The 10,364-nt window shown below is 57.8% G+C and carries 8 protein-coding genes; 3 read left to right on the top strand and 5 right to left on the bottom strand.

From position 1 onward, the window contains the following. Positions 1-1,124: hypothetical protein (locus VG146_02790; GenBank protein HEV2391268.1), on the bottom strand; the 1,124-nt coding region annotated here is incomplete at its 3' end. 454 nt (positions 1,125-1,578) lie between these two features. Between VG146_02790 and VG146_02785 the strand changes: the two genes are divergently transcribed. The 3 genes from VG146_02785 (at position 1,579) to VG146_02775 (ending at position 5,402) form a co-directional block, all read left to right on the top strand. Then, on the top strand, positions 1,579-3,474 hold the full coding sequence (locus tag VG146_02785) for a hypothetical protein (GenBank protein ID HEV2391267.1): 1,896 nt from the start codon (positions 1,579-1,581) through the stop codon (positions 3,472-3,474). Beyond that, positions 3,471-5,027 carry an ASKHA domain-containing protein gene (locus VG146_02780; protein ID HEV2391266.1) on the top strand — a complete coding sequence of 519 codons (1,557 nt, stop codon included), beginning with the start codon at positions 3,471-3,473 and terminating at the stop codon, positions 5,025-5,027. The genes VG146_02785 and VG146_02780 overlap by 4 nt, the downstream gene beginning before the upstream one ends. A 75-nt stretch (positions 5,028-5,102) precedes the next feature. After that, positions 5,103-5,402: a FeoA family protein gene (locus VG146_02775; GenBank protein HEV2391265.1), complete on the top strand. Its 300-nt coding sequence runs from the start codon at positions 5,103-5,105 to the stop codon at positions 5,400-5,402. 31 nt (positions 5,403-5,433) lie between these two features. Here VG146_02775 and hemH read toward each other — a convergent pair whose 3' ends face one another. Genes hemH through hemE form a run of 4 tightly spaced genes read right to left on the bottom strand, consistent with a single transcriptional unit; the run spans position 5,434 to position 10,329 of the window. Beyond that, positions 5,434-6,450 carry a ferrochelatase gene (hemH, locus tag VG146_02770; GenBank protein HEV2391264.1) on the bottom strand — a complete coding sequence of 339 codons (1,017 nt, stop codon included), beginning with the start codon at positions 6,448-6,450 and terminating at the stop codon, positions 5,434-5,436. Continuing rightward, complete coding sequence (gene hemG, locus VG146_02765; GenBank protein ID HEV2391263.1) at positions 6,447-7,862, bottom strand: protoporphyrinogen oxidase; 1,416 nt, start codon at positions 7,860-7,862, stop codon at positions 6,447-6,449. The genes hemH and hemG overlap by 4 nt, the downstream gene beginning before the upstream one ends. Then, complete coding sequence (gene hemN / locus VG146_02760) at positions 7,859-9,235, bottom strand: oxygen-independent coproporphyrinogen III oxidase (GenBank protein ID HEV2391262.1); 1,377 nt, start codon at positions 9,233-9,235, stop codon at positions 7,859-7,861. Before hemN ends, hemG begins: the two co-directional genes overlap by 4 nt. Continuing rightward, positions 9,232-10,329: a uroporphyrinogen decarboxylase gene (gene hemE, locus VG146_02755; GenBank protein HEV2391261.1), complete on the bottom strand. Its 1,098-nt coding sequence runs from the start codon at positions 10,327-10,329 to the stop codon at positions 9,232-9,234. Before hemE ends, hemN begins: the two co-directional genes overlap by 4 nt. Between the last annotated feature and the right edge of the window lie 35 nt (positions 10,330-10,364).

Genomic DNA, 10,364 nt, shown 5'->3' with positions numbered 1-10,364 from the left:
ACGTTCGTCCAATTTTGTATCCGAAGATCATCGGTAGCTTGTTGTAACATAAACCCGGATGCAGAAGTCGGCCAGGAGAGCACTATGTTAGTGCGCGTGTGCGCTATACTTAAGACTGGCGACGGCTGCAAAAGGTAAATCGGACCACCGTAAGGACCGTCACCGCAAGCTAGCAACTTACTGCCATCCTTTGACGAAGCGATTCCCCAAACGCCACCAGCTAAAAAAGTATTTGGCATACCATTCTGCAACCAGGTCGTCCCCGCATCGTCTGAAGTATAAATCTGACCACCCAACTGGACGGCGGCGAGTTTCCTCCCGTCAGCCGACGAGGCGACTGAGGCCCAACCTGCATTAGGGGCATTTGTTGCCGGTGTCCAAGTCACACCGGAGTTCGTTGACGCATAAATTGGACCTGCGTAAGCCACTGCAACCAGCAGGTTTCCATTTGTAGAGGAGGCTACACTAAACCAATTCTCGTACGGTGCGCCTGTTAACGACCAAGTATTGCCAGAATCTTCAGAGATGTAAATTGAACCACCAGCATTGGCTGCAACTAATTTTGAGCCATCGGATGATGATGCAATTGCCAGCCAGAACTCGCTGTATTCTTGGGAGTTCGTCGCTGTTGAATCAGGCGTAAACCAGGTGGCCCCCGAATCTTTGGATAGATGGATTTGGCCGGGAACTTGATTATACAGGCCATCCGAAATTGCGGCAGCCGCCAGCTTGCTCCCATCAGCGGAGCACGTGATAGATTTCCAATAGTTTATTGGCGCATCAGTCTGACTCCAAGTCACGCCATAATCGGAAGAGACATAAATTGACCCGCCATCAACTCCTCCTGCCATTTTGGATCCATCAGCGGAAATGCAAACACAAACCCAATAGGTGTCTGGCGCATTCGTTGCAGCCGTCCAAGCCGCTCCCGAATTGGTTGACACATATAACGATCCCAAATCAGCGGCGGCAATCAAAACCCTTCCATCATCGGAACTCGCGATTTGAACCCAACTGTTATACGGAGCCGTCGTCAATGTCCAAATTTCATCCGCCATGAGATATTGGGCGGCCAAGAAGGTGATGAAGCCAATGCTGGCAAGGCGCGCCAATGCTTTGTTCATAATTCAGATTTGTGGAATGGAGAAAGGAATGTTTATAATTTATTAATTTAAAACAGGCCAAAGTTGAATTACGCCGACAGAGGAGCGTTCACATGAACATAAGCGATCCAGGCAGAATCGGAAACCTGGAATAGCGTTTTTCCCTTTTTCCCCTTAACTTTCTTTTGCGATTTCGCCTCCATTAGTGGGTCGCCCGAGTTGAGCATGGATTCGCCTCCTTTAAGTTATTCCTAATTCTTATCACCCTTAAATTCATATCAGCTTGGCTTAGCGGCTGCTCTTCATCGGGTTGGCCAGACGAACTTAGGGAAAATTTGACCTGCTCCCCCGGCGCACCGTCACCCCGGCGTCCCCCAGCCCTTTTCTAGTTGTGCCTTTGCCCATAACTGCTAAAAACTGGGCGCCGGTTTGATTATCTGCGCTCGATCGGGCGCGCAAGAACAGATGCATTGTCATGAACCTTAAGTTTTCTCGAGGCAGTTTTATCCCTTGCATGTTTGCGGTGGGTTTGACGCTGGCAGCCGTTCCCTCAGCCCGGGCCAATGTCTATGCCACCAACATCAAGCTCGATGGCGGCACGACCAATATTAGCGCTACAGCAGGCGACGTGGTCCAGATCAGTTACGTCCTCAACGAACCAGCCAGTCTTGGGCTGACCATCAACATTCTCTCCGGCTCAAATGTTGTGGCCACTATTCCCGTTGCGGCCAGCGAGTCCGGCGCCCAGCGTGGCTTGAACACTGTCAATTGGGACACCACAGGCGCAGGTTCGGGCACTTACACCATCAGCATCACCGCCCGTTCGAGCGGTTACGCCTATTGGACTCATCTGACATCGGATACGGACCCCAGCACATACGTTTGGGACGGCCAGGGCATCGCTGTCGATCAAAATCCCGGAAGCCTTTATTATGGGCGCGTCTTCATCGCCAATGCCGATACGGGCTCCAACCCCGCCAACACTCCTGGCGACGTGAACGGCATCCTGAAGTTCAACGCCGACGACAGCTTTGCCGACGAAGGCGCCGCCAGCGGCGGCCACGATGGTTACAACTGGAGCGGCCTGGGGCTGAGCCCATGGAAGCTGGCGGTGTCGCAGGACGACCTTGTCTATGTCGATGACATGGGCGGAGGGGGAGTTGTACTGCGCTGGGACCCCCTTATTTCGAGCAACTCTCTCTTTCCGGTGCTGCGTTCCGATAACCGGCCAGCGGGCGCGCACTTGAGCGGCCCCGCCATCGCGGGCACGGGAACCAATACGCAGGTTTGGATGGCAGACAATCAATCCAGTTTCGGCATCTTAAAATGGATTGTCACGACCAACGGCGCCTGCGCCACCAATGACTTGGGCAAAACGGTTGTCGGCATCGGCGGCGATCTTACCCAAAGTCCGTACGCGGTTGCTTTGGATAAATTCGGGAACATCTACACCTGCCAATATATCTCGACGCCCGGCGCAACCCCGCGCGTCTTTCGCTTTCCCGCCTACGACCCCGCGACCAACGGCGGAATGCCGGAACTAACGGCCGATTGGTCCGCCGGCGCAAACGACGATGGATTCGCCAGCGCCAGCGGCCTTGCTGTGGACCCCACCGGCACTTACCTGGCTGTGGCGTTCCAGGGCAGCCCGACGACTGGGGCGCCAATCAACGGGGGCGCCAAGATTCTTTACGCCACCAATGGAGTGCTCGTAACCAACATCGACCTCGCTATCAATGGCTTCCCCAACCAGGACACCGATTGCGCCTGGGATGCCGCGGGCAATCTTTATTACAATGACTATTATGCCGGGTCTTGGCGCGCTGTATCTCCACCCGGCACCAACCAGGCAACTACCGTTGCGGTCTCCATGGTGCAACTCGGCGGAGGCCAACAACTGCCTCCCCCGCAGGTCACACAGATCACCAGCTCAAATGGCGTCATCACCATCGATTTCACCGCGCTGCCGACTGACTCCGCCTCCTCGTTCTCGGTCGTCGGCGCCTCAGTGCCCACAGGGCCTTACCTGGCCGTTTCCGGGGCGACCATTACCCAACTCGGTCCCGGAGTGTTCCGGGCGACCCTTCCCGCAACGGGTTCTGAGCAGTTTTTTAGAATCGCCCGCCAGGGTTCCTCAGCGCCGCCCCAGCCATTTATCACTGGCCTCTCCTTGTCAGGCGGCAACGTCATCCTGACCTTCACCGGCAGTTCCAGCGATTCGCCTTCCGCTTTTACGCTGCTAAGCGCCACTGTCCCTGGCGGCCCCTATGCTCCCGCCGCTTCCGCCTCAATCACCCAGCTTAGCCCAGGGGTCTTCAAGGCCTCCGTCCCGGCCAACGGCCCCGCGCAGTTCTACCGGGTGCAGAGGTGAACGGCCTCCAAGTCGAGTTGCTCCCGCTGGGCGTCTTAGCGCGCATCGAGCGGGGCGCGCCGCTCCAGGACCTTTTGTTCGGCTATGGCGTCGAGTTTCCGTGCGGCGGCCAAGGCCGTTGCAAAGGGTGCCGCATCAAAGTGCTCGCCGGCTCGCTGCCAATCACCCCTGAAGATAAAGAAAGACTCACACCAGGCGAACTGGGCGCAGGCTGGCGCCTGGCCTGCCGGGCGCGGCCACAGAACGATATCAAGCTCGACCTGGCCCAGTGGGAGGCCCCTATCCTGACGGATGATTCTGCCTTCCAGTTCAAGCCGGGCGAAGGCAGGGGCATCGCAATTGACCTGGGCACGACGACCATCGCCGCGCAGTTGCTCGACTTGGAAACGGGCCGTGTCCTGGCCGTTCGAACCGGGTTAAACGCCCAGGCCAAACACGGCGCAGATATTATGAGCCGCATCGAATTTGGCATTGGGCCAAATGGAGGGCTGACACTACAGAAGGTGGTCCGCGACCAATTGCGCATTATGATCCAGGAGTTGCTCAGAGCTGCAACGCAGCCTCGCTCGACTGTAAAGCCGACAGGCCCTCCAAACGACCGGCGCTCCGATATTCCTGAACCGCTTCGCCACGTGGTGATTGTCGGCAACACGGCCATGCACCACTTGTTCTGCGGCCTCTCAGTCGAACCGCTCTCATGCGTCCCGTTCGAACCAACATCACCGGGTTTGCAAGCGTTCTCCGCCGCAGAGCTGGGCTGGGAGTTGCCTGGATACCCGGTCGTCCGTTTTTTACCGTGCCTGGGCGGATTTGTCGGCAGCGACATTCTGGCCGGACTGCTGGCAACCGGCCTACCGGAAAGCAACTCGCTCAACGCATTAATTGATTTAGGCACTAACGGCGAAATAGTTGTCGGCAATTCCGAACGCCTGCTCTGCGCCTCGACGGCGGCTGGGCCGGCATTCGAGGGGGCCCGTATTTCTATGGGCATGCGCGCCGCCAATGGCGCTATCTCTGAAGTGCGCGCTGAGGGTGGGAAACTGGTTTGCCGCACGCTGGGAGCCGGCCGCGCCCGTGGCCTCTGCGGCAGCGGGCTTGTCGATGCCGTCGCCGCAGGGCTCGATCTGGGACTGATTCGCCCCAATGGCCGGCTCTCCCAGGGAACCACTCTCACGCTCACACCCTTCGTCTCGCTCACCCAGGCGGACATCCGCGAGCTGCAACTGGCCAAGGCGGCCATTGCCGCCGGTCTGCGCCTTCTGCTCGAGCAGTGGGGCTCGACCTTTGAACAACTGGAACAGGTTTATTTGGCCGGGGCTTTTGGCAATTATATTAATCACACCTCCGCAGCGCGCATTGGCCTGCTGAATTTTCCACTCGAAAAGGTCCGCCCTGCCGGAAATACCGCTTTGCTCGGGGCTAAAATTGCCCTGTTCAGCCTCGCCGAAAATGGCGGCGCCTATGAGCCGCTGCTGAAGAAGATTCATCATGTTTCCTTGAACGAAGACGCCCGCTTCCAGGATGCGTTTGTGCAGGAGATGGGATTCCCCTAGCCAAATTATGTCCATCATACAGCAAAATCGGTGTAGTGCGAATCCGTCCCAACGGCGAGTGTTTCAGCGGTTGATATGAATTGGAACACCGCAACGCAAGCCGGACCGAGCGACGAAGCACGATGCCAGGTATGTCCTTTGAGCCGCGTCAAGGCGGGGGTAGCGGTGCGCATCCGGCGGCTTTGCGCTGCGCCTGAGCTTCAGAACCGATTGCGGGAACTGGGCTTTTGCGAAGATCAGATCATCCATTTGCTGACGAGCCGCACCAATTTCATCTGCCAGGTCTGCAATACGCGCTTGGCCATTAGCGAGCAACTGGCCCAAATCATTTTGGTTGAGCCCCTGAAAGTCTCAACCTGCTGCGCTGGCACTTAAGGCCTTGCGCCAACTGGCACTGGAACGCGCGCTAGTGGTTAAGAGCTTCTACAACCATTTTTCTCAGGGCCTCGACCCAAAGCGGGTGCTCGTTCAGACAGGGGATGAATCTCAATTCAGTTCCGCCCGATTCTAAGAAACTCGCGCGCCCACGGATGCCGATTTCTTCGAGAGTCTCGAGGCAATCGGAGACAAAAGAGGGACAGATGACCGCCAGCCTTTTCACACCAGCCTGAGCCAGCCGGATCAGTTCATGATCGGTGTAAGGCCTCAACCAGGGGTAACGGCCCAAACGCGATTGAAATGAGACGGAGAATTTGTCCTTGGGCAAAACGGCCTTGGCGGCAAAAGCAGATGCAGTTTCGAAGCATTGCGCCCGGTAACAAGTCGCGTGCGCCGGACTGGCTGCGTCGCAACAGTTCGGCACTGTAAGGCAATGGGAGCCCGTCGGGTCTGACTTGCGGATTTGGCGCTCGGGAATGCCATGGAAACTGAACAACAGGTGATCGTAACCCGGCGTTAAAAAGTCATTCGCATTCGCAACCAGCGCGGTGATGTAGTCAGGCTGATCATAGTAAGGCGGTTGGACCTTTATCTGCATCTGCGGCGCCATTTTGGCAGCCACTTCCTTGACGCGGACCACGGCAGTTTCATAACTCGACATCGCATAGTGCGGAAAGAGCGGGATTAACAGGACATCGTCCACGCCTCTCTGGTTTAATTTCTGAATCGCCTCACGAATGGATGGGTTCTGGTACCGCATCGCCAGTTCAACAGGGATAGGCACTTTGTCCTGCAACAGGCGCTGCAGCTTGCGGCTGCGCACAATCAGGGGCGAGCCTTCCGGCGTCCATATCGAGCGATATGCGTGCGCCGATTGCGCCGGACGCGAGGGAAGAATTGCGAAATGAACGATGCAAAAGCGCGCGAACCAGTTCACATCCAGCACCCGGCCATCCATCAGGAATTCGCGCAGGTAGCGGCGCACGTCCGGCACCGAGGGAGAATCCGGCGAGCCTAAGTTGACAAGCAGCACGCCTTGGCTCATGCAGCGGCGCTAACCTTGGCTTGCCGTGCGGACGACACATTGCGGCCAAAGGCATCGACCCGTTCGGCGACGTTGCAGCCGGAAACAATTGAATCGCTCAACGACACGCCATCTCGATAATGGCCGGCGAAGAACAGGCCTGGGGCCTGCGTTTCCACTTGGTTCATCAACTCACGATAGCGGCCATAACCCAGGTTGTACTGGGGGATGGCTTTCGGATAGTAAACCGAATGCTGAAAGGTCGGAGGGCCCCGGACCCCAAGCAATACGCGAAGGTCTTCACAGGTCAGGGTGATCAATTTTTCCGACGGCAGCGAGGCCAGCTCGGGAAATCGTTCCCCGCCCACATAGCTGGTCAGCGTCAGATGCCCGCGCGGCGCGCGGTTCGGGAACAGGGATGAGGAAAAGATCGTGCCGAGAATTTTGAATCCTTCCGCGCGCGGAATGAGCATGCCGAACCCTTCGCACGGATGGGCGACATCTTCCCTCCTAAACCCAAGAACCACGCTGGCGACGGGCGGGTACCGGATTTCTGAAAAACTCGCGAAGCTCAACGGCGCCTCGATCTTAATCTGCAATTGGGCCAGCTTGTAGGCAGTGCCGGCGTAGATCACGGCGCTATGCTCAGCTCGAGCGGGCCGCCCCGCCTCCATTGATTCGAGCACCCAGCCGCCGTTCATTCGACACAGGCCAGTCACTGCCGTTTCCATCCGGACTGCCGGACCAAGCCGTTCGCGCAACGTCTCAGGGAGCACCTGCAACCCTTCATCAAAGGAAAACTTCGGGGCGCGGTCTTTGGCGATTTCTCCGCGCTTCTTGCGTTCTCGGGCGCCGAGGATTTGTCCTTTGATGAGCGAACCGTACCTGACCTCCAACTGCGCGAGTTTGGGAAATGCTTGAGGCAGCGAGAGCTTATAGGGGTCGCCGGCATACACCCCGGCCACCAGGGCGTCGATGGCGTAATCCAGAAATTCCCGGCCAAGGCGGCGCAGGACAAATTCGGCGATGCTTTCCTCGGGGCCGTCGCGCCGCGGAGGCACAAAAGGCTCGCGCAATAGGGCAAGCTTGGCGGTAGAGGTAAAGAGTTTTGTTGTGAAGAAGCCCAGAGGCGAGCCGGGCATGGCAATCGGGCGCTTGTAGCGCACCAGATAGCGGGCCTGGGCTTCAGACGCGGGCTCGAGCCGGCGGCTTTCCAGGCCCGCATCGCGAACCAGTTGGCCGATTTTGGGCGATGTCTCAAGAATCGTGTTGGGACCGAACTCGGCCAGGTAACCTTCCGCCCGCAGGGACTGAATCACGCCTCCGACGCGTCCGAAGGCCTCATAAACGACCACCGGCAGGCCCTTGCGTTGGAGATAAAAGGCTGCTGTGAGCCCGGTAATGCCGGCACCGATGATGGCAATCGGCTTCAAATGGTCCTTGAATGCTTGCGTTCGGAAACCGGCGCCAAGGTATTATCGAAGCTCATCGCGATGTTCCGGATAAAGAGCCGTCCGGTATCGGTGACTTCCATGCCGCTGGGTGAGCGGCGCACCAGGCCATCGGCCTCGAAGGCGGCCAGCGACTCGATTTCCCGCTCGAAAGTGGATGCGAAATCGATGCCGAGCCGTTGTGACATCGCGGCGTAATCGAGGGAAAGGTCGCACATGACGCGCATGATGACCTCGCGACGGAGTTTGTCTTCCTCTGTCATTAGATAGCCGCGGCTCAGTGGCACCCGGCGCGCATCCAGGGCGCCGTAATATTTCGGAAGGTCCTTTTCGTTTTGCCAATAGACATCCGGTATCTGTGAAATGGAGGACATGCCAAAGCCGTAGATGTCGGCGCCGGCGCGGGTGCTATAGCCCTGGAAATTCCTCTGAAGTTGCTTGCGGTTTTGCGCGACGGCCAATTCGTCGCTTGGGCGCGCAAAATGGTCCATGCCAATATAGACATAGCGATTATTTTCGGTCAGCCGCTCGATTACCGTTTTGAGCAGTTGCAATTTCACCTCAGGCGTTGGCAGGACTTTCTGTTCCAGTATCTTTTGCGCCGGCTTCACCCACGGCACGTGCGCGTAACTGAAGACGGCCAGGCGGTCGGGTTCGAGAGAAAGGACAATGTCCAGCGTGCGGTTAAAGGATTCGACCGTCTGGTGGGGCAGTCCATAGATAAGGTCAAAATTTATTGAATTGAATCCCAGCTCACGAGTCCACCGGAGCACTTGTTCGGTAATGGCCTGTGGCTGGATACGATGCACCGATTCCTGGACGACCGGGTCGAAGTCCTGCACACCCAATGAGGCGCGATTAAAGCCAACCTCGCGCAGGGCGGCGATGTGGTCGCGGGTGAGCCGGCGGGGATCGATCTCGACACCGGCTTCCAGGTCGTCGGAGAAAGTGAACTGGCGGTGGATGATTTCGCCCAGACGCCGAATCTCGTCGGGCTGGAGGAAGGTGGGCGAGCCGCCGCCCCAATGCAATTGGACAACTTTGCGGCGCGGGTTCAGGAGGGTGGCCATCTGAGCGACCTCCTTTTCCACGGCATCCAGGAACGTGCCGGCCTGGCCGTGGTTCAGCGTGATGACCGTCGTGCAACCGCAATACCAGCAGAGGGTCTCGCAGAAGGGAATATGAAAGTAGAGTGACAAGTCTCGCTCGGCGCGGTTGTTTTCGAGAATTCTTTCCGCCAACTCCGGCCAGGTTAGCGTGTCGCTGAAGCGTGTCGCCGGGGGATAAGAAGTGTAGCGCGGGCCTGCTACATTGTACTTCTTGACCAAATCGAGATCGACTTTCAGCGTGCTCATTTGAAACTTCTCACCGTCTTCACCAGGGCCTCGATGTTCTCCAGCTTCGCATTTGGCGGCACACCATGGCCGAGATTAAAAATGTGCCCCGGGGCGCCGCCCATGTCGCGCAGGATTCGGGCAGCTTCGCCGGCTACAATCTCCGGCGTGGTGCTGAGCAGGAACGGATCAATGTTGCCCTGCACAGCAGTTCCACAGGGCAAACCGGCCCGCACTTCGGCCAGGCGCACATTGCAATCTACACCCAAAACCCGAGCGCCGGTATCCGCCAGTTGCGACCAGTTGTCATGAGCGCCTTTTGCAAAAACGATGACCGGCGCGCTCCCTTCCAACGAACCGATGATCTGCTTCATCCAAACCGCGGAAGCGGGCCCGAAACTGCCTTCCGACAGCCCCCCGGCGAGGCTGTCAAAAATCTGGACCGCATCGGCGCCGGCGTCAATTTGGAGTTGGAGAAAGGCCGCCACGGCGCGCGTGAGTTTGGTCATCAGGCGCGAAAAGAGCTTTGGGTCGGAATAAAAGAGGGCTTTGGCCTTTGTGTATTCCTTCACGCCGCCGCCTTCCATCATGAAGTTGGCCAGCGTCCAGGGTGAGCCGGCAAAACCAAGAAGGGCGGTCCGCTCTCCCAAAACAGACCTGACCAAAGGCAGTGCCCTGGCAACGTATTGCAGCCGCTCAGTCACGGGCTCGACCTCCAACCGATCGATGTCCGCTGCTGATTTGAGCAAAAACTCCATTTCAATACCGCCGCTGTCGCGAAACTCATACCGCTGCCCCATGCCTTCGGCCACTACCAGGATGTCGCTGAACAAGATGGCCGCGTCGAAATCAAACCGCCGAATGGGTTGCAAGGTGACCTCGGCGGCCAATTCCGGGGTTTGCACCAATTCAATAAATGAATGCTTCTGCTTGAGAGCGCGATACTCGGGAAGCGCCCGGCCAGCCTGGCGCATCAGCCAGATAGGGGGGCAATCGACCGCCCGGCAATAGCAGGCCTCCAGGAAACGCTGGCGATGGCTCAACTTTGACGTCGGCAACGCGGCTCCGCTGAGGGGCTGCGATAAAACGACCGATTTAGGCGCCGAGACTTTCATTAGAATCGTTTAGCATAAAAGGTAGAGAGAGCGGG

This window comes from Verrucomicrobiia bacterium (assembly GCA_035946615.1).
Lineage (GTDB): Bacteria > Verrucomicrobiota > Verrucomicrobiia > Limisphaerales > UBA8199 > DASYZB01.
Note: the sequence above shows the minus strand (reverse complement) of the source record. Positions and strands in the feature narration are given on the sequence as shown.